The following is a 21,999-nucleotide window of genomic DNA, read 5'->3' as shown; positions in this document are numbered from 1 at the left end:
ATATAAACCATTAAAAATCATTACTTAATCAACGGTTATGTGACGATTAGTTGTATTTAAAGTAATTTGCACTTTTTCAAGGTTAATAAACATCCAATACATTGATTTAAAAAAAGTATTACGGTCTAATAACATCATGGTAATTAGCACATAGTATTGTATGAGTTTTCTGAATGATTTTTTCCTGCTAAGCGATGATAGCAATACAAATGAGTTGATAGACAATTGGCGAATAAGTGCACTAAGGATAATATTATCCTCGGGCTTATTACTGTGCCTTGCGATCGCGTTTGACACCTTTAGCTCAGCCCTACAACTCAATTATTTATGGGTTATAGCGAATACTATTGGTTTTACTTCGATATTATTTTTACTGCTACTTGCCAGTAAGCGATTTTATCATGCTTGTGCTCATCTACTGCTTGTAGCCATAGTGTTGGCAAGTTTTGTAATGAACTTAACTCTAACTGACTTAACCTTAGCGAAAATTGGCAGTATGCTGATATTTGTTTGTCCAGCGATTGCACTTATATTGTTAGGTCGTAGAGTGGCAATCTGTTATGCCTTATTAAACATCGTGCCCTTTTATATCATTTTGCATGATATCAACCTGTCTCAATACACCAATATAAATAAGCAACTCCCTGATGCAAGTTGGTATATTACTGGAGTGGTTTTTCTATTTTTTAATATCTGTGTGCCTTTAGCAGTAGCAAGAACCATTGTCGCAGCCAAACGTCTCAATGAAGCAACATTAAATTCAAACGCTTATCTAAAAAGTAAAAATGAGCTTTACCACACTTTTTTTGCAGAATCGACTACCCCGAAGATCATTGTCGATGATATGGGGAAAATCACTGATGCTAACCAACAAGCTATTGATTTACTCAAATTACCTAAAACATTAAATAGCGAAACGTTATTGCTTTCGTCTGTCATGCCAAACTTAAAAACTTGTGACGCAGCTAAGCAAGAACAAATATTGCACTTCAATAATACCTATCAGCGAGTTGTCCATCAGCAACTAACCGATGCTAACTTTTGTGTTTATGAATTTCATGATTGCAGCGCAGAACAGAGCATTAAAGCTAATTTGGCCGCCATGGAACAAGAGAACAGACGTCTACGTTATCGCGATGCACAAACACAGTTGCCGAACCGAGATTGGTTTGAACTGCAATGTGACCGCCTAATAGCAAAATATCGAAAAGGCTTTTATGTGGTTGTGGCTCAAAGCGCCAATAACGACTATTTAAATATAAAATTTGGTAACCATAATTCCCAAACCATCACTAAAACAGCCTTTAAACGGCTGCGTAACGATATTGAAGGACCTTTATTATGTGCTCATATTGGACCAGGGAAAATTGCCTTTATTCTTGGTAGCCTTAACGAAACGGATCTTTATAGTGCCTTGCCTAAAATCAAACATATTTTAGATGAAGATTATAATTTACTAGGAGTTAAGTCTTCGCAATCATTTCTATTTGGTATTGCCCATTGCCCAGAACACGGAGATGCAAGCGGTAAAGTTGTCGCTCATGCTATCGAGGCGCTTAAATTAGCCAATACCCACGATGTATTTAGCTTATATGACCAAACCAATTCACAAAGCTTTTTAGAGAAATATGAAATATCGATGTTGCTCGATGAAGCACTACAACAAGGTGAGCTTACCGTTCATTATCAACCTAAAGTCACTGCATCAGGACAATGTATCGGCCTTGAAGCGTTGGCTCGATGGCACAGTCCCATTTTAGGTACTGTATCACCAGCGGTATTTATCCCTATTGCAGAAGAGTACCGAATGATCAGCCGTTTAACGGATTTGGTAGTACAAAAAGTTTGCTCGCAAATCAACCAATGGACCCAGCAAGGGCTTAACTGTGTACCGGTAGCGATTAATATCTCATTAATTGACTTCAGCCAAACTGACTTTATGTCTAAGTTAGTCAAGCATTTGGCAGACTTTACTGTCAGCCCGAAACAAATTGAGCTGGAGTTAACCGAAACTTCATTAGAAGCCAATCAAGCTCACTCGTTAATATTAATGAAAACCTTACAATCATGGGGATTCACTATCTCGGTGGATGATTTTGGCGTGGGTTATTCCAATATAGCGCGCTTAGCTGACTACCCTATCAATAAACTTAAGTTAGACCGTTCACTAATAAGCCAAGTTACCACTTCAGCTCGTCAGCAAAGCCTTGTCCGAGCCATTCATAACATGTGTGAAGAACTCAGTATAAAATGTGTTTCAGAAGGCGTAGAAACAGCTGAGCAGGTAAAGATTATGGCTGATATGGGCTGTAAGGAATTTCAAGGGTTTTATTTTTCAAAACCCATTACGCCAAAGCAATTTTTTGCTCACGTCAGTCAAAAGGGACTGGTATTTGAGCATCAAGACACTTTAATAAAAGCTTAGCAATAAGTACAAAAATAATGAGGAAACTAATCATATGAAACGTGACATACATAATAATAAAATGAGTCGGCTTTTTTACTAACTTAAAGCGACCATGGTATATTAGCGCCCATTCGTATTTGCTCATTCTGTTAAGGTTCACTCATGAAAATCGGTATTATTGGCGCAATGGAGCCAGAAGTTGTTCATTTAGTTCAAGCTATTGTACAACCAGTACATACAACAATTGCTGGCATCGAATTTATTAGCGGCAGCATTGCCGGTAAAGACGTGGTAGTAACCCGTTCAGGTATCGGTAAAGTGGCAGCCAGTATTGCGACCACATTGTTAATCGAAAAGTTTACCGCTACCCATGTAATTAACACCGGTTCTGCTGGCGGTTTTGTTGATTCATTGGCGATTGGCGATATTGTTATTTCATCAGAAGTGCGTCATCACGATGTAGACGTGACAGCGTTTGGTTATGAAATTGGCCAAATGGCTCAGCAACCTGCTGCATTTATGCCTGATAGCACCTTAGTTAATGCGGCCAAAAGTGCTGTCGCTGAATTAGGTGAAGTTAAGGCAATTGAAGGGTTAATTTGTACTGGCGACAGCTTTATTTGCGATCCTGTTCGCACAAAAGTCATGCGTGAAAACTTTCCAACAATGGCAGCTTGTGAGATGGAAGGCGCAGCGATTGCACAAGTATGTCACCAGTTTAACGTGCCATTTGTAGTTATTCGCTCGCTATCAGACAATGCAAATAATGACTCACCAGTTGATTTTGACTCGTACATAATCAAAGCAGGTATGCATTCAGCAATGATGGTTATTGCTCTATTACAACAGCTGTAATCGGTCTACACTTAGCTCGGACTCGCTATGGGCCGAGCTAAGCTCGCTTCATAAACAATACAACAGCACATTATTGAGTATCTATGGTCAATCAATTATTCAATCCTCAATTACTGAGCCAAGACGGCGGATTGCTTCAGAGCTGTTGTATTTTATTTTGTGCATTAATATTAGCTCGCTTCGCGCCAATTCCCCGAGATTTACAACCCCTATTATGGTTCAATCGTTTAGCGGTATTAATTTCCAGTAAAGTTAACCACCCAGAGCGAGCGGTGAGCCAGCAACTTATCGCTGGGATTTTAGCCACACTTATTTTGATAGTACCTAGCGGGATTATCGTCAGTTTCTTACTCAGCCTTGCCGCCTACCCATGGTTTTTCGAACTCATTATCTTGTATTTTTGTTTATGTGATTCAGCTTTTAAACCAGTAGCAGAAAAGGTCGTTACAGCAATAAAAAAGGGTAATAAGCAGGACGCAAAACAACTACTCACCCCATGGGTAAGCCAAAATACTCAAGTGTTGTCTGAAGTCGGTTTAAGTAAAACCACCATTGAGAAGTTATTCACCACTCCCATTTACGGCACCTTAGCAACCATATTGTTTTTTAGTTTAGGCGGCGCCACCATGGCATTAGTGGTGCGGATGTTAAGGCAATTAGAACATTGCTGGCCACCGTATCATCCAAACTTTCATATTTTTTCAAGTTTTGTTGGTCAATTCAATCGGGTGATTTTTTTCATTCCAACCTTGTTATGGCATTGCTCGTTAGCTATTCAGTTTGGACAACTGGGTATGAGGTCTATTTTTTCGCAGCCAATATCAGCTCAAGCCAATAAAAATCAGTTAAATAATCATTACAGCAGTTATGCGTTAGCGGCTAAGTTATTGAAAATAGAGCTTGGTGGCCCCCAGCAATTTATCGAAAATGGTAAGACAATTCGGGTCGATTTACCAAAAGTAAAAGCGGGTCCCTTGCCAGATCATCGTTACATAAGCCAAGCAATCACAGTGACACAAACCGCTAACCTATTCTGGATAAGCTTAACGTTATTATTGCCATTAATATGGACAGGATTAAGATTACTTTAAACGTATAAATCTTGTTTTAAACAGGCTATTATTTAGCAATTATGAATCAATATTTGTCTATTTTGTCTGTGCGACTTATTCGCTTGTTAATATAAGAATATTACATGACAAGGTAATTTCATTTTTACAACATATTAACCTTTTAAATAACAAAAAATTGATTATTGTCTGCTTAAAAACCTGTTTAGGAATATAGCTTTGTTCAACAACTTACATGTATCGTTAACGACTCCGGCATTATTATTCCCAGCAATTTCTTTATTGCTATTGGCCTACACTAATCGTTTTTTTTCGTTAGCGGCATTAATCCGACAATTAAGTAACGACAAAAAACCGGTGCAAGGCGAGCAAATTAAAAACTTACGCCAACGTATTATTATCATCCGAAAAATGCAAGAAGCCGGTGTCAGCAGCTTTGCCCTATGTGTGTTTTGCATGATTTTGATTTATGTTGGTTTTAACCAAATTGGTTCGGTAGTCTTTGGGTTAAGTTTATTACTGTTATTGTATTCGTTAATTTTATCTGTAATCGAGATCCGTATTTCAGTCGATGCTCTCACGATTCACCTTGAAGAGTTAAGTAAATGAGTCAGTGGATCTATTTTTTTGATTTATGTGGTACCGCGGTATTTGCCCTTTCGGGAGCGTTAGCTGCGGGCAAGCATCGTATGGACCCCTTTGGCGTTATCGTGTTGGCTTCTGTTACTGCAATTGGTGGCGGCAGTATTCGCGATGCGTTAATAGGTGCCACGCCAGTTTTTTGGATCCGCGATCCTAATTATATGCTCGTCATTCTTGCGACCGTAATAACCTGCTTAGTGTTAGTGCGTAAACCGCATAAATTACCCCCTCGCTCATTATCTATTGCCGATGCACTCGGTTTAGCACTATTTACAGTAATTGGTGCAGAAAAAGCCTTATTGCTTGAATTATCTGGTATGGTCGCGGTAGTAATGGGATTAATAACCGGTGTCGGTGGTGGTATTATCCGAGATTTGTTATGTAGGCAAATTCCAATGGTGTTGCGAACGGAAATTTACGCAACCGCTTCCATCGTTGGAGGGATCTGTTATACCTTAAGCATATTTGTCGGCATGGATAGCATGACATCGATGTTGATCGCTATGTTCAGCACGCTAATCATCCGTCTGAGTGCTATCCGCTGGCACTTATCTTTACCGGCTTTTGATTTGAAAACAAAGAGAATTTAATGTGCGAATAATCTTCATATTATGCTGTTTGCTATTGAGCTTTCCGAGCAAAGCCAATATTGGCGATATGCCACGAGAACAACAACTTGCGATGCAATACATGGAAGCGCTCACGGATCATGACTATACCGTCCTGCGTCGTTTCTACTCTCGCGACACAGTATTTTACGATAAAACAGCCAATACGACTTACACTGGTGGTCGGCATATTATTGCGTTTTTACAACGGGCTCACGAAGGCGTATTAGAATACCGTTTAAACGTAGAACACATGTTTAATACCGGCTCTCTCGTGGTGATTATCGGCAGTTACCGATTACGAGGTCCCGGCGATCAATATGGTAAACCCGGTAAAATTATCGACCTTGCAGTACCAGGCGTCACCACACTAAAATTTGATAACAATACTGAGCGCTTAATTGAACAAATGGACTTAATGGATTATCAGACCATGTCTGACCAACTTGAATCTCAGTAATGTTGCCCGCATCGATTGACCATGTATCAGACATAAAAAAACGGCTTAGTGATAAGCCGTTTTTTATTCGTTAACATTCGTGATTACTTTAAAATCACTTTAGCAAATTTGCGTTTACCCACTTGGAATACCGCTTCAAGACCTGCATTAAAAATTTGGCGACTGTCTTCAATCTTCTCGCCATCCATTTTAACTGCGCCTTGCTTAATCATACGCATACCGTCAGAGGTTGAACCCACAAGGCCTGCATCTTTAAGTAAGTTAGCAATTGCTATGCCTTCTCCCGCTTCTAATACCACTTCTTCGATGTCATCAGGGATGGCACCTTTTTGAAAACGGTCGATAAAAGCTTGATGTGCCGCTTGTGCTTGCTCTTCATCATGAAAACGAGCAATGATTTCTTTGGCTAACAAAATCTTGATGTCGCGTGGGTTTGTGCCATTTTCAACGTCTAACTTGAATTGGGCTAATTCAGTTAACGGACGGAATGACAACAGTTCAAGATAACGCCACATTAAGTCATCAGAAATCGACATCAGTTTGCCAAACATTTCGTTGGCAGGCTCGCTCACACCAATATAATTATGCGCCGATTTAGACATTTTCTTAACGCCATCTAACCCTTCAAGCAATGGCATCATGATGACAGTCTGCGGCTTTTGGCCTTCAGATTTTTGCAGTTCACGGCCCATAAGCAGGTTAAACTTTTGATCTGTTCCGCCTAATTCAACATCGGCTTTCAATGCAACTGAATCGTAACCTTGTAATAAAGGGTACATAAATTCATGGATCGCAATAGATTGACCTGATGCATAACGCTTTTTAAAGTCGTCGCGCTCCATCATTCGGGCAACGGTTTGCTGTGATGCTAAGCGGATCATGCCAGCAGCGCCTAATGGCTCTAACCAGCTAGAATTAAATTCGATGCGGGTTTTTGCTGGGTCTAAAATTTTATAGACCTGCTCTTTATAGGTTTCTGCGTTAGCAAGCACTTGTTCACGAGTCAGTGGCGGACGGGTGCTGTTTTTACCACTAGGATCACCGACCATACCGGTAAAGTCACCAATCAAGAAAATCACTTCGTGACCAAGCTCTTGAAAAGTACGCATTTTATTCAAGATGACCGTGTGACCTAAATGAATATCTGGAGCGGTAGGATCTGCACCTAACTTGATGCGTAATGGACGCCCTTCTTTGAGTTTCTCAAGCAAATCCGCTTCAAGTAATATCTCATCGGTACCGCGCTTAATCTCTGCCAATACTTGATCTAAATTCGCCATCTCTACTGCAACTCCCAGGGCTTGCACAAAAAATAAAGAGGTCTATGTTACTTGTTAGCCACAGCAAATGAAAGAGTGTACACTTAGCGGATAATAACGAAAGAGAGAAATTGGTAACAGAGTCAATGGCAAAGCTTCTTACTTTATTCACATTGCTGCCAAAAGCACATCAAATCACATTATCTTTACTGGTGATTCTAACGACATTTATTCTGATGTTTCCATCGGAAGACGCTCAAGCATCTAAACAAACCCGATTGGTAAGTCAATCTGCTGACAAATCAGATATAGAAACCAATGAACGTTATGCTATTCCCTTAGCCTTTCGCACCCCAACTGCACCGAGTCATAATGACCGTATCGTTGATGATGAATCGACTGATTTCATATCAAATGATGCCCTTGCATCAAGTGATAATAGTGAAGAAGTAAGCAGTGGCGAAACTCCTGACGATGAAGCATTTTCCCAACATCTTGCCATGTTGCAAACCAGTACTTCTGATATCGATGGCATGATTAATGATCTCGATCAGCAAGTTGCCACTCAAAAAGCCAAAATAAAACAACAAGCGGCTAACGATGATTATAGTGTTGAATACTATGAAGTCGCTAAAGGCGATACCTTAGGCGGCTTATTTAGCCGTGCAGGACTCAGCGCTAAAGATGTCTATGACATTACCCAATTACCCTTAGCGAAAAAGAATCTGCTAAAAATTATGCCGGGCGAAGAAATCGCCATCAGTAAAAATGCCCAAGGTGAATTACAAGAATTAACCTACCGCATGGATAAAGTGTCGACCTTAATTATCAGTCAACACAATGAACAATACAAAGAAACGGTGAACACTAAAGAAGTCGTTAATCGCACCTCGTTTATTAGCGCCAATATTAAAAGCAACTTTTGGAATGCCGCTGCCGATGCAGGCTTGTCTGGTAACCACATTATGGAGTTGGCCAATATTTTTGGTTGGGATGTCGACTTTGCCCTCGATATTCGCAAAGGCGATCACTTTTCGTTGTTATTTGAACAAGAATACGCCGACGGTCAATTTTTACGTAATGGCAATATTCTTGCGGCAGAGTTTATTAACCAAGGGGAACGTTACACCGCAGTACGTTATACCGACGGTGAATACTATTCAGAGAATGGCAGTAGCATGCGTAAAGCCTTTTTACGTTCGCCAGTAGACTTTAAATATGTCAGTTCTAACTTTAACCCGCGTCGCTTGCACCCAGTAACAGGGCAAATTAAAGCCCACCGCGGTGTTGATTATGTCGCCGCCATTGGCACGCCGATTAAAGCGGCTGGTAAAGGTAAAGTGGTTGAGGCTGGTTATAACCAGTTTAATGGCAACTATGTCTTCATTAAGCACAACGAAACCTACACCACTAAGTATTTACATTTAACTAAGCGCAAAGTAAATCGTGGTGAAACGGTTAAACAAGGCCAAATAATCGGTACTCTGGGTAAAACAGGCCGAGTCACTGGCGCTCATTTACATTATGAATTTATTGTAAATGGGGTTCATCGCAATCCACGAACTATCGATTTACCTAAATCAATGCCAATTGATCGCAGAGAGAAGAACAAATTCGCTGCACTCAGCAAGCAATTGATGACAAAACTAAAATCAAATCAACAACAGCAATTGGCAAGTAATTAATAAACGGTTTAATTGCTGCTTACAGAGAGTCACTTCATGTCTAAGCCAGAATATTTTATCGGTCTAATGTCAGGCACAAGCATGGATGGTGTGGATGCGGTGTTGGTTGATTTTTCGGCCGAACACCCCGTGCTAATCGCCAGCCATACAGAAGCTATTCCTGCGCATTTATTAAAAGGTTTACAGCGTTTATGTCAACCCGAGACAGATGAAATAAACCGCTTAGGTAGGCTCGACCGCAGTGTCGGCAAATTGTTTGCTCAAGCCGTTAATCACTTATTAGCGAAAACAACAGTGACTGCCGCGGAGGTTATCGCGATTGGTTCTCATGGACAAACCGTGCGTCACATGCCCAATTTAGAAATGGGCTTTACCTTGCAAATTGGCGACCCAAACACCATTGCCATTGAAACCAATATCGATGTTATTGCTGATTTTAGACGTAAAGATATCGCCCTTGGTGGCCAAGGCGCACCGTTAGTTCCGGCGTTTCATCAACAAGTGTTTGCTCAACCTGGCCACTCAAGAGTTATTTTAAACATTGGCGGCATTGCCAATATCACTTATTTACCCGGCAATAGTGAACAAGTGTTAGGTTTTGATACAGGCCCAGGTAACAACTTAATTGATGCCTTTATTCAACAAAACTTAAACCAACCTTTTGATGAAGATGGTGCTTGGGCAGATTCTGGTACTACTCATCCAGACTTACTCAAGCAGTTATTATCACACTCTTATTTTTCACTAGCCTACCCCAAAAGCACTGGCCGAGAGCTATTTAATCGAGCTTGGCTTGAGCAACAACTCGCTGACTATAGTCATTTGGATCAACAAGATATTCAATCCACATTACTTGACCTTACTTGTCATAGTATTGCCAATGACATTAATAAATTGTCACCCAATGGGGAACTGTTTATTTGCGGCGGTGGCGCGTTAAATAAAACCTTAATGCAGCGACTAGCCACTTTGGTTCCCGGCTATAAAGTCGATACTACTAGCGCTTTAGGTGTTGATGCTAAATGGGTTGAAGGGATTGCTTTTGCATGGTTAGCAATGCGTTATCACCATGATTTACCCGCCAACTTACCGGCCGTCACAGGTGCGTCACGCACTGCTATATTAGGTGGCCGCTTTAAAGCAAGATAAATACACCAATATGTGCGGTTTACTTTTGCAATTGTGGCCTCAATGTTATGATGCCCACAAATTTGCCCAATCGTTTGAAATTGGGCAAAGCCGTAACTTAAGATGAGAGTCAATATGAGCAACAAAACCAAAAGTGTGTCTGAACTGATGAATTTAACGCCAGAAGGCCGTTACGATTATATGGTTGAACAAATTAAATCAGAAAAAATCATTTGGACACTTCAAGATCAAGATGGTTGCGTAATGTTAACCACTGAAGATGAAGATTGTATTCCAATGTGGCCATCTGAAGAAACGGCTGCACTTTGGGCTGTTGATGAATGGAAAGACTGTGAACCATTAGCTATTCCACTAGACGAGTTTCAAGAACGTTGGGTGAGCGGCATGGAAGATGATGATTTATTTATTGCAGTGTTCCCAGTACAAGAAGACTTAGGTGTCGTTGTGCCGCCGTTTGAAATGAACGAACGCATTTCACCAAAGAAACAACAAAAGCATTAATGTGTTATGACAATAATCAGCTCTGAATCAAACGAAGTAGATAAGGTAACCGTCAAATCACGTTTACCTAAACGACTTATTGGCTTAATGGTTATCTATACATTATCGTCCATCAGTGGATTAATGGCCGCCAGTTCACTATCAGAGTTAAGTGCAATGTTATGCATTTTGACCTTGATGATGGTATTAGCAATTATCGGTCGCCAAAAAGCGGGCTTATATCTACTGCGGGTTTACTGTCTCTTGCAACTGCTGTTGTATAGCCTGCTACCGATTATAATGTATGACCCTGATAATTTGGTTGCCGGACCAACGACATTTGATTTTGGTTTATTTCAAGCCGTAGTGCCTGATTGGCTTATATACTCGGTGCTGATTACGTTAGGTATTGTGCAAGTGTGGATTAGCTTTAATACTAAAGTGAAAGCGTGGTTTAAACCGCGAATGAACCTCAACATTATGAGTAGCTGATAAGCGGTTGTATTATACCATTTCCATTAATTATGTGACCAATCAGAGTCGCTCAGACTGTTCAGTTTGAGGCGCATTGTTGAAACAATGGGTATTCTCTTTTAAAGCAATGCAACAAAGAAATGGACTGTCTGAGCGTCTCCTGCAAGGCGGGTTTCTGTGCCTTCTATGCTGCTTAATAGCATTTTGACGTAGAGCAACTATGCCTACAATCCTATTATTTGCCTAGAAGGCACAGAACTCCCGCTGAATGACCAGATAATTAGTGGAATTGGTATTATTCAAAGATGTTGTCCAGAAATCAAAAAAGCCGTCGAAAGACGGCTTTTTATTATATAAATCCATTCTAAAGTGAGGGAGTTATCTCGTCTATAGCGTGGTTTATTGCTGCAGTGAAACTCATTACACTGAGAAACTAGCCCCGCAGCCACATGTCGTGGTCGCATTAGGATTTTTAACAAAAAAGCGTGAACCTTCAAGACCCGATGTATAATCCACTTCACCACCAACAAGGTACTGAAGACTCATTGGATCAACAACCAACTGCACACCTTGCTTTTCAATGGTGAAATCACCTTCGTTGACTTTTTCATCGAATGTAAAGCCATACTGAAAACCAGAGCAACCGCCACCTGTTACATATACACGAAGCTTTAATTCAGGATTCTGTTCTTCTTCTAACAGACCTTTTACTTTTATCGCCGCCGCATCGGTAAATTGGATCGGCATTGTTGCATCAACTTGTTCAGTCATTACTACCTCTTACTTCGGTTTCTACTGAGAATTATCCTTTACCTGACTATTTTGTTCAAGTATTACCCGCAGTTCTTTTTCACCCATCAATAGCTCTGGCACATTAAACACTTGTTCAATCTCACCGCCTTTTACCCCACGACTCGCAGCGACCTTCACTTTGACCATAATTCGTTGTAAATTAAAACCACTTGGCAGCACAAAATCGCTGTCCATAATTTGAAAGTAATTGAACTCAAATTCCAGTTTTTTATTAATTAACTCGCTCAAAGACAGTTCGGCTGGCTCGCCATTTAGTGTGCCGAGCAACAATATTGTGGCGTTGGTTTTCACTTTCACTTTGCGTTTTTGCAACTGGGTTAAGATTAATCGTAACTGATATTGCTCGGGAGCTACACCTTGAGATAATTCCACCCCATGAATTGCCACCCCTTCAACATCAGCATCGGTAACCATAACACTGCGATAAAATGCTAATTCTTTTTCTAACGCTTTCTGTTCAGATAATTGCTGACTAAACATTTCTTGCATTTCTTTATTGGCATTATCAGCAATACTTAACGCTAAATTTCGACTTGCAAGCGCTTGCGCTTGCGTCTCGAGTTCTTGCAATAATTTACGCTTACCACTGGCGCTATTAGGTGTAGCCTCTGGTGCAAATGAAAGCCATAGGTTAAAACTTATAGCTCCCAGCAAAAAACATACGATCATTAACCCTATTAAGTATATGCTTGATGTCCGGTTTTTACGTTCTAAAACTTGCAGTCTGTCTAACCAGCGGTGATAATTTAACATTACGTTACAACCTTTTAATAAAATACAGTATGCTTAATGAAGCTTATTTGCTTAGGGCTTATATTTCTGTAAAGCTTAACATCTTGTTCAAATCCTATGCATTGTAGATAAGGTGCTAATGATAATAATTTGCTTGCCAAATAAAGCTTTGCCAGCCAACGTAAAGAGCTAAAAAAACATGCGCAGGCAGTACTTTGACCTGTTAAAAGGCGTTAGTGCAAATTGATGGAGAGTAATAACATGACACATACGCGTTATCGGCCAATCAATAAACAACTGCCAAAGACAACCCTAAAATATCCACAGACCTTAGAGTCAAACCGTGCAATTTAAGATAAATAAAGCCGCTATTATTCACGCAAAAAGAGCTACGCGCAAATATCTACGTAACGAATTTAGAGATAAGTTATCTCAGGCTAAAATTAGTGTGCAACTTTGTGCACTCGCACTGTTGTTTGCCATCATTGCCTCACTAGTGATCATCTTATTCCGGTTAAGCTTGGTGTGGGCAGAACAATACCTGCATGCAGATTCCATGAGCTTTAGCTCAACCTTAAGCGATTGGCGATCTTACTTACCTTTAATTGGTGCATTGCTTATTTGGTTGCTGTCATTGTTGGGATCAAAGCGATACAGGCGCATGGGCATTGCTTATGTATTGCATCGATTTAAATTGCACTACGGTAAGGTACCGCTTCAATCAGCTGCTGGACAGTTTTTCCAAGCATTAATCGCGCTGATGACCAATTTCTCTGTCGGAAAAGAAGGCCCTGCAATTCACTTAGGCGCGGTGAGCGCCAGTGTTATGGCTGAGAAGTTTTCATTACCAGACAATAGCGTACGCATTATGTGTGCTAGCGGTATTGCCGCCGGTATTGCCGCCACCTTTAACGCACCACTTGCTGCGGTTTTGTTTGTATTTGAAGTCATTGTACGAGAGTACAAAATTCATTACTTCTTCCCTATCATGCTATCTGCCATTTGCGGCGCGGTATCAAGCCAACTTGTGTTTGGTAATATTCACGAATACGATTTGATCAATGTGATCCATATTCCGCTCGATCATTATCCCATTTTACTCATTGGCGGGCTTGCGCTGGGATGTGTCGCTGCCCTATTTAACTTTTCACTGATGAAAGTTACTGCGACAGGCCAGCACTGGCCATTAATTTATCGACTACTCATTGCTGCAGTAGTCACAACGCTAGTTGGTTTAGTCATGCCACAGGCATTAGGCTCAGGCGATTTCGCCATTAATGAAGCCATTAGTGAGCATCCTAGTTTACTGTTTTTAATCGCGCTGTTATTAGCAAAAATGTTGGCGACCATTGCGGCTATTGGCTTTGGCGTACCTGGCGGACTCATCGGCCCTCTCTATGGTATTGGCGCATTAATCGGAGCAATTCTAGCTCTAGTCAGTAGCTTAATATTTCCGTCAATTGCGCCTTATGTTGGGTTATATACCGTGATTGGGATGACGGCGATGATGGGGGTTTGCTTGAGTGCCCCCCTAGCAGCATTAGTAGCACTTCTTGAATTAACCAACGATGCTTCGATTATTTTACCGGCCATGTTTGTCACCATTCCAGCATTTTTGGTCGCGTATCAAGGATTTAACACTAACTCTATCTTACTAAAACAACTAGATATTATGGGGCTTGGTTACAAAGTCGCTCCGCTTAATCAAGGGTTGCAAAAGAAAGGTGTTAGAGTGTTAATGGATAAGCGATTTGTCATTGTGAATGATGATGATGAACTGCTACTTGAAGTACTAAAACGGGCAGCAGGTCGCCCAGTACTAGTGCGTAATGCTGAGGGAGAAATTGAAATGCTGCGCCTTGAAATGCAGTCCTTTGAAGATTCGACCACGCTATCACGTCTTCCTATGCCGGGGTTACCTGACACTGCCACCTTAAATGAAGCCTATGAAGCACTGGTCGCGAAACGCTCCGGCGAAGTGTATATCTATCGAGGCACGAATCAAAAAGTGGTTGGGGTAATAAGTTGGGCTAATTTACTTCAAGAAATTCGCTCAGGTCAGGTATAGTCCCAACCGATCCTCGGTATAACCTCTCACTGAGATACCGAATGGAATAAACCAATTCAATCTATCTATTTATAAAATAGGCCTATTGGCTAGCAAGACACATTAACACCTTGATAGCAGGTTATTTTACAAGAAAACTAGAATGCTTAAATATTGGGATAATAAGCGTGTCAAGAAACGTTAAGTTACCCAAAAAGAGGCTACATTAGCGCTATGAAGCTTGAGAGGTCTGTAAGTATGCTGCTCATTCAGCTGCTAAATTAATCATAAAGTCGAGCAACTCAATTCAGTTAAAATATAAACTAAAACCCTCTGAATGTTCTTCATAGCAGCAAGTGAATCTCAAAGTTCAGCACGGTTATTATATTTATCTGGTGGTTATTTTCTGCTACAATTTTGCCTCAGCCACCCTACACATAATCTCTATAACACTCTATATAATAATACGGTAAAATAGCATGCTGTTCTGGTGAATATTTTGCCCCCAAACTTTGGAAATCAGGCTGATGACACAGTTCGAAGGTTCACATATCCTTTCAGTAAACCAGTTAGATCTGGATTCGATTAACACTATTTTCAACGTCGCTAACAAAATGACCCCTTATGCTTTGCGTGAAAAACGCACCAAAGTGTTGGAAGGTGCCATTTTAGGCAATCTGTTTTTTGAACCCAGCACCCGAACTCGTGTCAGCTTTGGCTGTGCCTTCAATTTACTTGGCGGACATGTAAGAGAAACCACAGGAATGGCATCATCGTCATTATCTAAAGGCGAGTCGCTTTACGATACCGCCCGAGTGCTCTCGACCTATTCTGATGTGATTGCTATGCGTCATCCAGATGCCTACTCCGTCAAAGAGTTTGCTGAAGGCAGTCGAGTGCCAGTGATCAACGGCGGTGATGGGCCAAATGAACATCCAACTCAAGCCTTGCTGGACTTGTTTACCATCAAAAAAGAATTAAGCCATTCAGGTATGGGTATCGATGGTATGCATATTGCCATGGTGGGTGACTTAAAATATGGTCGCACTGTGCATTCACTTTCTCGCTTACTTTGTATGCATAAGGACATTAAGTTCACATTGATATCGCCAAGTGAGCTAGCAATGCCTGACTATGTGATCGCCGACATTGAAAATGCTGGCCATAAGATCACAATAACCGAACAACTTGAAGGTAATTTACATAATGCGGATATTTTATATCTTACCCGTATTCAAGAAGAGCGCTTTCCGTCACAGGAAGAAGCCAATAAATACCGTGGTAAGTTTCGCTTAAATCACAATATTTATACGCAGCATTGCAAATCAAATACGGTGATTATGCATCCATTACCTCGTGATTCACGCGCACAAGCAAATGAACTCGACAATGATTTAAACAGCCATCCAAGTTTGGCTATTTTTAGACAAGCCGACAACGGCTTACTTATACGTATGGCACTTTTTGCATTAACACTTGGAGTTGCAAACCAACTCGAAAAGTATGAGTGCCCAGTAAACTGGTATTCACGTAAAGCCGATAGATAATTGGCACATAATATTAAGGATTAGACATGACCCGTTCCGAAGTTTTATTTGAACAGGCTAAAAAAACCATTCCTGGTGGCGTTAATTCACCTGTACGCGCCTTTAATGGTGTCGGTGGTTCACCTTTGTTCATTGAAAAAGCTGATGGCGCTTATATTTTTGATGCCGATGGTAAAAAGTACATCGATTATGTAGGTTCATGGGGACCGATGATTTTAGGCCATAACCACCCTAAAATTCGCCAAGCGGTATTAGACGCGGTTGATAATGGCTTGTCATTTGGTGCGCCGACTGAACTTGAAGTGAAAATGGCTGAAAAAGTCATTTCGATGGTGCCATCAATAGAACAAGTTCGTATGGTCAGTTCAGGCACTGAAGCCACCATGAGTGCAATTCGTTTAGCCCGTGGTTTTACTAACCGTGACAACATTTTAAAATTTGAAGGTTGCTACCATGGTCATGCTGACTGCTTATTAGTAAAAGCAGGTTCTGGTGCACTAACGTTAGGACAACCAAGCTCTCCTGGCATTCCTGAAGATTTTGCTAAACACACCTTAACTGCAACCTATAACGACCTTGATTCTGTCCGCGCTATATTTGAACAGAATCCTGAAAGTATCGCTTGTATCATCCTTGAGCCTGTTGCCGGCAACATGAACTGTATTCCACCAGTGGAAGGGTTTTTACAAGGTTTACGTACAATTTGTGATGAATTCGGTGCGTTACTGATTATTGATGAAGTGATGACCGGCTTCCGTGTATCTATGAGCGGCGCACAAGGTCACTACGGTGTAACGCCAGACTTAACCACACTAGGTAAAGTGATTGGCGGCGGCATGCCTGTGGGCGCATTTGGTGGCCGTAAAGATGTTATGCAATTTATCGCACCGACAGGTCCTGTCTATCAAGCGGGTACGTTATCTGGTAATCCTATTGCGATGTCGGCAGGCTTAGCGCAAATGGATGCATTGTGTGAACCCGGTTTATATGAAGCACTAGCTGACAAAACAAAGCGAGTTGCAGAAGGCTTTAAAGCCGCAGCAGACAAACATGGTATTCCATTAAATATTACTTATGTGGGTGGCATGTTTGGTTTCTTCTTTACTGAAGATAACACGCCAATGACCTCGTTTGCCCAAGTCACAAAATGCAACATGGAGCATTTCCGTCATTTCTACCATGCCATGTTAGATGAAGGTATTTATTTAGCGCCAAGTGCTTATGAAGCAGGCTTCATGTCTATGGCTCATGGTGATGCTGAAATTGAATATACTTTAGCTGCTGTTGATCGCATTTTTGCGGCAATGAAATAAATCAACTTCATCGCTTAACCTCATTTTAGGTTAAGCAAACTGTTGGTAACAAAAATAGGATAAATAACTAAGTTGTTTATCCTATTTTTATTTGTGTTAACAAATTTCTATCCCCTTTCTCCGAGTTCATTATTTTATCCACGACTTTGGTCGATAATTAACGAAAAAAACTGTGATCTATATTGCGAAAACGCCCGTGGTGTGATGTGATCGCCCCGCCAAACGGAAAGCTTAATTCAACCTTAAAATAAAGACTGAATTAGGTTAGCAAAAATTCATGGTAATGATGTTGATTACCTACAACACAAAGTTGGAATTGCAGTCATGCTACATACCTTTCTCATCTCACTTGCAGTGCTTGCGCTGTTAAGTATCGTGCTCGAAGAAGTTACCCATATTAATAAAGCCAAAACCACCTTGTTCCTTGGCTGTATAGCTTGGATCACCTTGTTTATTGCTTCTGGCAGCCCAGAAAAAAGTAAACTCGTGGGTGAAAATCTTAATGAAAACTTATTAGAAATTGCCACGTTATGGCTGTTTTTAATGTCAACTATGACCTTTGTTGCTTACCTAAATGCTAAAGGCATGATCCAAGTATTGGTGCAAAAAATATTTCCACAGCAAGTGTCGGTTCGCATGTTGATGATCCAAGTGGGGATGTTTTCGTTAGTGCTGTCGACTTTTTGTGACAACGTGACTGCCACCCTCGTGTCATTAGGTTTACTAACAACCTTTAATTTAGACAAACAAATGCGTCGCCGTATGGCAGTGTTAATTATCTTTGCGGTGAACTCTGGCGGGGTTGCTTTAATCACAGGCGATGTCACTACTTTGATGATTTTCCTTGCCGGTAAAGTGCATATTTCTGAGTTGTTAATCCTGTTTATTCCTGCAGGCATTAGCGTCATGCTCCTAGCAATATTGTTTTCTCTCAAAGCTGAAGGTCATGTGAGTACGACTCCAATTGAGCAAAATTACAATACCGTTGATATTGTCATCGGAGTAATTTTCTTCACCACCATCGTATTAACCATGGTACTTAACGTGCTATTTGGCGTTCCTCCTGTATTAACTTTCTTATTTGGCTTATCGGTAATGTTCTTGGTGGGTCGCACTAACAAGAGTAAAACCGAAGAAGTTCAGGTATTAGAATACATTCGCCAAGTTGAGTTCGACACCCTACTGTTCTTCTTAGGTATCTTGTTACTGGTTGGTATGCTTAAAGAGATTGGTACGCTTAACCTATTAACTGAAGTCTATGGCATGTATAACCCAAGCATTTCTAACTTCTTTACCGGTGTCGGTTCTGCATTATTAGACAACGTGCCACTAACCGCAGCATTATTAAAAGCAGATCCCGTACTGACAACAGCACAATGGTTAGGCTTAACTTATTCGGTTGGTGTAGGCGGATCGTTATTAATCATCGGCTCGGCGTCAGGCATCATCGCGATGAGTAAAGTTGAAGAACTAACATTTGTAAGCTACTTAAAATATGTTCCAGCGTTATTATTATGCTACTGCATAGGCTATGGATTAACGCTGTTTTTAGCCAATAACATTCACGGCTAATATTACGATTTTTCAAATAAAACAAAGGCGCTAATAGCGCCTTTGTTTTGTCTGTTACATGCCAACATAGACTTAACGTTAAACCGCTCTAAATTGCTGGCACTCTAAATTGCTCGCCGTCAATTTCTAGTACGATATCTCGTGGTCGAATTTCTACAATCGTCAGCTTATTCTTAATCATATCGCCCTGCTGTAATTCAACCCCATCGACACTTAACCAACGGTTACTTGGTTCTGTCGAATATACATGGGCATTAATATTAAACTCGGGTACTTGTAACTGCACGCTCGCGGGTAAGTCACCATACTTAGGGATTTGCTGATTGGAAGGTCGAGGAATAGGATCCAATTTTGTTGACGTCACTTGTTGATTAGCCGACTGTTCATATTCAACGTCTTTAAGCGCAGTTTCAAACGCAGCAATCAAATTACTCTGCTCTTTAATTGATGGTGCTTTAACAGAGGCGAAATCGACGTCTTCTGCGGCAGCATTCACTTGCAAGCGCAATGCTTCAAGCTCAGCTAAACCTCGGCGATTAGCTTTAGCACCCAATACAATCGCTTCTCGCAGCTGTGCCTGTTGACGATTGTTCTCTTGTGTTTGATATTCATCAACTCTGCTATCTTGCTCACTTTGATAATTAACCTGTTCAGAACCGGTTTGCTGAGAGTTGAATTGTTGAGAGTTAGCTTGTTGAAAACTGCGCTGTCCATCATTTTCTTGCAGGTATAATTCATTCACACCAGAAGACTCAGCGTAACCATTGTTATTATAACTTGCTGCTTGCGTGTTCATTACATTCGTATTGAACGGTTTGGCAATAGGCAATGCCACCTTACCCGCTAAACGAATATCATCGTTACTTTGCACTGCGGGTTCATATTTTTTAACGGTCGATGCTTCAGCTGCTTTATTTGACGTAACAGTGACAGGGGCCGTGACAGCTTGCAGTGCATTAGAGCCACTGGATTGGACTGTCGTTAACGATGTTGATGGTGACTGTAATAGCACACTCATACCCCATGCAGCGCCAATACCCAAGGCAATGGCTACGGCCAATAGACTATACTTATTCAACTTATTTGAGCTGTTAGATTGCGATGTATATTGAGGCGGCTGCGTCGACATAATATCGACAACATCACCTTGTTGCTGCTTTTTACGGTTAACCGCATCTAATAAAATTGACATTAACTGCGCACCTCAGAGGCACTTAAACGTGGGCCTTGCTGGCTCAAATATAAGTTAAGTTGCACCAAAGTCTGATTGCCTGCTATACCGTCTGGTTTTAAACCATGTTGACGTTGAAAAGTCATTAATTGTTGCTCTAATTCACTATCAAACTGTGTCAGTAGTCGTGCACGTCTTTTGTTAACTAACGCTAAGCTATTTTCAAGCCATTGTACTTGCGCCACACTAGAAGACTGGCCAATTTCTCGCGGTAAGATACTGTCTGGTTGCCACAAAATTTCGAAGGTGCCGCTAAAGTGGCGATCAAACCAATCTTTATTCACCCAAAACTGTTGCTCGCCTAATTGCAGTAGGATCTGCTCGGCTTGACGCTCAACAATTACACCATAAAATACGTTCGCTTGTGCGTCTTGCAAGTAAGCAACCGCAGGGTAATTAAGGCGCATAATACTGTGCCAATTACCTTGTTGCTGGTAACAGGCTAAATCTTGTTGTTGTGCCGCCTGACAAGCAGACAAGCCGATAATAGGTTGTTTATTCCACAAGCCGAATAATCCGGCAAAGGCATTGTCAATGCTACTACTTTGTAGCATGGCTTGACGCATAATTTGTTGTTGTGCATTGGCAACTGGAGTTGCTACTTGAACTTGCTGAGGCTGAGTTTGTGCAGCTTGGTTTATCTGACTTGGAATAGATGCAGGCGTTTGATTGACTAGGCTAAATTGCGCTTGAACATCTGCTATCGCCGCATTGGCACTCATATTGTTTTCAATGGCTGAGCGATTAAACAGATAGAATGATAAACCAAAAGCGAGCACTAACGCTGTAGCGGCAATAAATGGCCAGCGTTTATCGCCAGGTACATCAATATCACCCAATACTTCGACAGCCGCTTGATTAACCATTTTATGATCGATCGGAACCTTAGCTTGCCCATAACCAGCCATTAATGCACGTTCACATAATAAGTTGGTTAAACGCGGAATACCGCCAGAATGTTTATGCAACGCGTTTATCGCTTTACGCGTAAATAAAGGCTCATGCCTACCAGCCACTTGCAAACGATGCAGCACATATAAAGCAATTTCATCTTTATTTAGCGGCAGTAAATGATAGCGAGCAGTGATCCGCTGCGCTAACTGACGTAAGTCTTGGCGCTTTAGCAGTTGTTGTAATTCGGGCTGGCCAATCAAAATCACTTGCAGCAGTTTTTTGGTATTAGTTTCTAAATTGGTCAACAAACGCAGCTGTTCTAATACTTCAGAACGCAGATGCTGTGCTTCATCAATAATCAGCACCGTATTACGACCATTTTTGTGATTATTCAGTAAGTACATGCTGATTAAATCTGTCAGCTGCTTTAACGTCGGATTATCACCATACTTAATTTCTAGCTCATCACATAGCGTGGCCAAGAGTTCAAGCTCAGTCAATGATGGATTAAGAATAAACGCGGTATCGGTATTATCGGGGATTTGTTGTAATAAACAGCGAGAAACAGTGGTTTTTCCAGTGCCGACTTCACCCGTTAATAATACAAAACCACCGGTTTCACCAAGGCCGTAGGTTAAATGAGCCAACGCCTCACGATGACGGTCACTTAAGAACATATAATGAGGGTTAGGCGCGATAGAAAATGGGTTATCGTTTAATCCATAGAAGGCTTTATACATTCGACCAAAAATCCTTATTTG

The 21,999-nt window shown here is 41.1% G+C and carries 19 protein-coding genes; 14 read left to right on the top strand and 5 right to left on the bottom strand.

What is annotated here, in order from left to right; genetic code table 11:
- The first annotated feature begins 160 nt into the window (after positions 1 to 160).
- The 6 genes from H5181_RS09930 (at position 161) to H5181_RS09905 (ending at position 6,042) form a co-directional block, all read left to right on the top strand.
- Complete coding sequence (locus H5181_RS09930) at positions 161 to 2,425, top strand: bifunctional diguanylate cyclase/phosphodiesterase (protein WP_182750927.1); 2,265 nt, start codon at positions 161 to 163, stop codon at positions 2,423 to 2,425.
- A 144-nt stretch (positions 2,426 to 2,569) separates the two neighbouring features.
- A complete protein-coding gene (locus H5181_RS09925) occupies positions 2,570 to 3,262 on the top strand; it encodes a 5'-methylthioadenosine/adenosylhomocysteine nucleosidase (RefSeq protein ID WP_182750926.1) in 693 nt (230 codons plus the stop codon).
- An 83-nt stretch (positions 3,263 to 3,345) separates the two neighbouring features.
- Complete coding sequence (locus tag H5181_RS09920) at positions 3,346 to 4,353, top strand: cobalamin biosynthesis protein (protein ID WP_182750925.1); 1,008 nt, start codon at positions 3,346 to 3,348, stop codon at positions 4,351 to 4,353.
- Between the two features lie 198 nt (positions 4,354 to 4,551).
- Positions 4,552 to 4,941, top strand: coding sequence for a DUF2721 domain-containing protein (locus tag H5181_RS09915; RefSeq protein WP_011638416.1), 390 nt, complete (start codon positions 4,552 to 4,554; stop codon positions 4,939 to 4,941).
- Positions 4,938 to 5,564, top strand: coding sequence for a trimeric intracellular cation channel family protein (locus tag H5181_RS09910; protein WP_011638417.1), 627 nt, complete (start codon positions 4,938 to 4,940; stop codon positions 5,562 to 5,564). Before H5181_RS09915 ends, H5181_RS09910 begins: the two co-directional genes overlap by 4 nt.
- Positions 5,565 to 5,631: 67 nt before the next feature.
- Positions 5,632 to 6,042: a nuclear transport factor 2 family protein gene (locus tag H5181_RS09905; RefSeq protein ID WP_081430168.1), complete on the top strand. Its 411-nt coding sequence runs from the start codon at positions 5,632 to 5,634 to the stop codon at positions 6,040 to 6,042.
- Between the two features lie 83 nt (positions 6,043 to 6,125).
- On the opposite strand, the gene tyrS is transcribed toward H5181_RS09905, so the two are convergent.
- Positions 6,126 to 7,322, bottom strand: coding sequence for a tyrosine--tRNA ligase (gene tyrS, locus H5181_RS09900; protein WP_102035989.1), 1,197 nt, complete (start codon positions 7,320 to 7,322; stop codon positions 6,126 to 6,128).
- Positions 7,323 to 7,447: 125 nt separating this feature from the next.
- Between tyrS and H5181_RS09895 the strand changes: the two genes are divergently transcribed.
- The 4 genes from H5181_RS09895 to H5181_RS09880 all read left to right on the top strand — a co-directional run bounded on the left by H5181_RS09895 (position 7,448) and on the right by H5181_RS09880 (position 11,107).
- On the top strand, positions 7,448 to 8,986 hold the full coding sequence (locus tag H5181_RS09895; protein ID WP_011638420.1) for a peptidoglycan DD-metalloendopeptidase family protein: 1,539 nt from the start codon (positions 7,448 to 7,450) through the stop codon (positions 8,984 to 8,986).
- A 36-nt stretch (positions 8,987 to 9,022) separates the two neighbouring features.
- On the top strand, positions 9,023 to 10,135 hold the full coding sequence (locus H5181_RS09890; RefSeq protein WP_182750924.1) for an anhydro-N-acetylmuramic acid kinase: 1,113 nt from the start codon (positions 9,023 to 9,025) through the stop codon (positions 10,133 to 10,135).
- 114 nt (positions 10,136 to 10,249) lie between these two features.
- Positions 10,250 to 10,636, top strand: a complete 387-nt coding sequence (locus tag H5181_RS09885) for a DUF2750 domain-containing protein (RefSeq protein ID WP_041413166.1) — start codon at positions 10,250 to 10,252, stop codon at positions 10,634 to 10,636.
- Between the two features lie 6 nt (positions 10,637 to 10,642).
- A complete protein-coding gene (locus tag H5181_RS09880; RefSeq protein ID WP_182750923.1) occupies positions 10,643 to 11,107 on the top strand; it encodes a hypothetical protein in 465 nt (154 codons plus the stop codon).
- A 402-nt stretch (positions 11,108 to 11,509) separates the two neighbouring features.
- Here H5181_RS09880 and erpA read toward each other — a convergent pair whose 3' ends face one another.
- Entirely contained in the window at positions 11,510 to 11,860 is a 351-nt protein-coding gene (erpA, locus tag H5181_RS09875; RefSeq protein ID WP_011638424.1) for an iron-sulfur cluster insertion protein ErpA, read from the bottom strand.
- 21 nt (positions 11,861 to 11,881) lie between these two features.
- The gene (locus tag H5181_RS09870; RefSeq protein WP_182750922.1) at positions 11,882 to 12,655 is read right to left on the bottom strand and encodes a DUF6776 family protein; all 774 of its coding nucleotides are present in this window, start codon (positions 12,653 to 12,655) and stop codon (positions 11,882 to 11,884) included.
- A gap of 322 nt (positions 12,656 to 12,977) precedes the next feature.
- Here H5181_RS09870 and H5181_RS09865 point away from each other — a divergent pair, with 322 nt between their 5' ends.
- The 4 genes from H5181_RS09865 to nhaD all read left to right on the top strand — a co-directional run bounded on the left by H5181_RS09865 (position 12,978) and on the right by nhaD (position 19,113).
- Entirely contained in the window at positions 12,978 to 14,702 is a 1,725-nt protein-coding gene (locus H5181_RS09865) for a chloride channel protein (RefSeq protein WP_182750921.1), read from the top strand.
- Between the two features lie 506 nt (positions 14,703 to 15,208).
- Positions 15,209 to 16,228, top strand: a complete 1,020-nt coding sequence (locus H5181_RS09860; RefSeq protein ID WP_011638427.1) for an aspartate carbamoyltransferase — start codon at positions 15,209 to 15,211, stop codon at positions 16,226 to 16,228.
- Between the two features lie 26 nt (positions 16,229 to 16,254).
- A complete protein-coding gene (gene hemL / locus H5181_RS09855; RefSeq protein WP_011638428.1) occupies positions 16,255 to 17,541 on the top strand; it encodes a glutamate-1-semialdehyde 2,1-aminomutase in 1,287 nt (428 codons plus the stop codon).
- 324 nt (positions 17,542 to 17,865) lie between these two features.
- Positions 17,866 to 19,113 (top strand): sodium:proton antiporter NhaD, encoded by a 1,248-nt coding sequence (gene nhaD / locus H5181_RS09850; RefSeq protein WP_123776408.1) that lies wholly within the window; start codon positions 17,866 to 17,868, stop codon positions 19,111 to 19,113.
- An 88-nt stretch (positions 19,114 to 19,201) separates the two neighbouring features.
- Here the strand turns inward: nhaD and H5181_RS09845 are convergent, their stop codons facing one another.
- Both H5181_RS09845 and H5181_RS09840 read right to left on the bottom strand, forming a co-directional pair.
- Entirely contained in the window at positions 19,202 to 20,305 is a 1,104-nt protein-coding gene (locus H5181_RS09845) for a general secretion pathway protein GspB (protein ID WP_182750920.1), read from the bottom strand.
- Positions 20,305 to 21,978 (bottom strand): ExeA family protein, encoded by a 1,674-nt coding sequence (locus tag H5181_RS09840; protein ID WP_182750919.1) that lies wholly within the window; start codon positions 21,976 to 21,978, stop codon positions 20,305 to 20,307. Before H5181_RS09840 ends, H5181_RS09845 begins: the two co-directional genes overlap by 1 nt.
- Positions 21,979 to 21,999 lie beyond the last annotated feature (21 nt).

It is taken from the genome of Shewanella sp. SG44-2 (assembly GCF_014164215.1).
GTDB lineage: Bacteria > Pseudomonadota > Gammaproteobacteria > Enterobacterales > Shewanellaceae > Shewanella > Shewanella frigidimarina.
This window is presented reverse-complemented; position numbering and strand designations above follow the sequence as displayed.